We start from the raw sequence: 736 nt of genomic DNA on the forward strand, positions 1-736 counted from the left end.
AGGACGACGGTGTGTTCATCACCCTAGAAGGCGGGGAAGGGGTGGGCAAAACCACCCAACAGGCCCTCTTGGTTGAGCGGCTGCGCCAAGAAGGCTACGCTTGCCTGTGTACCCGCGAGCCGGGGGGCACGGCGCTGGGCAAAACGCTGCGGGAGCTGTTGCTGCACGGGGATCCCTTTAGCCCTCTGGCGGAGTTGCTCCTGTACGCGGCGGATCGGGCTGAACACGTGAGCAAAGTCATCGCGCCGGCTCTGGCGGCAGGGCAGGTGGTGGTTTGCGACCGCTTTACCGATTCCACCCTGGCCTACCAGGGCTACGGTCGGGGGCTGGACTTGGAGAAGATCCGCCAGCTCAACCACTTAGCCACCGGCGGGTTGCAGCCGCACCTCACCCTGTGGCTGGATCTCCCCCCAGAGGTGGGGCTGGCGCGGAAGGCCTCCGGCCCGCTGGCGCGTTCGCGACAGCGTCGCGTAGCGATAACAGGGTCTTGCGACAAGCTCGAACAAGAACACCTGGAGTTCCACCGCCGCGTCTACCAAGGGTTCCAGGCTCTGGCTGCCGCAGAACCACAGCGGATTGTCCGCATTTCAGCCCAGGGATCCCCGGCAGAGGTGGCTGCCCGCCTCTGGTCAGTGGTCGAACCCCGCCTACCACTTGCGACAGCAGGCCGGGAGCCCTAGACTGATACATTTACGCTGAACATTGCTGAACATCACTGTTCAACTATGCAGCGATA

At 63.9% G+C, this 736-nt stretch carries 1 protein-coding gene; it reads left to right on the forward strand.

Going from position 1 to position 736, the window contains the following annotated elements:
* Nucleotides 1-11 precede the first annotated feature (11 nt).
* A complete protein-coding gene (gene tmk, locus NW829_RS12320) occupies nucleotides 12-680 on the forward strand; it encodes a dTMP kinase (protein WP_414417210.1) in 669 nt (222 codons plus the stop codon).
* Nucleotides 681-736 lie beyond the last annotated feature (56 nt).

This window comes from Synechococcus sp. R55.8, assembly GCF_047461895.1.
In the GTDB taxonomy this organism is placed as follows: domain Bacteria; phylum Cyanobacteriota; class Cyanobacteriia; order Thermostichales; family Thermostichaceae; genus Thermostichus.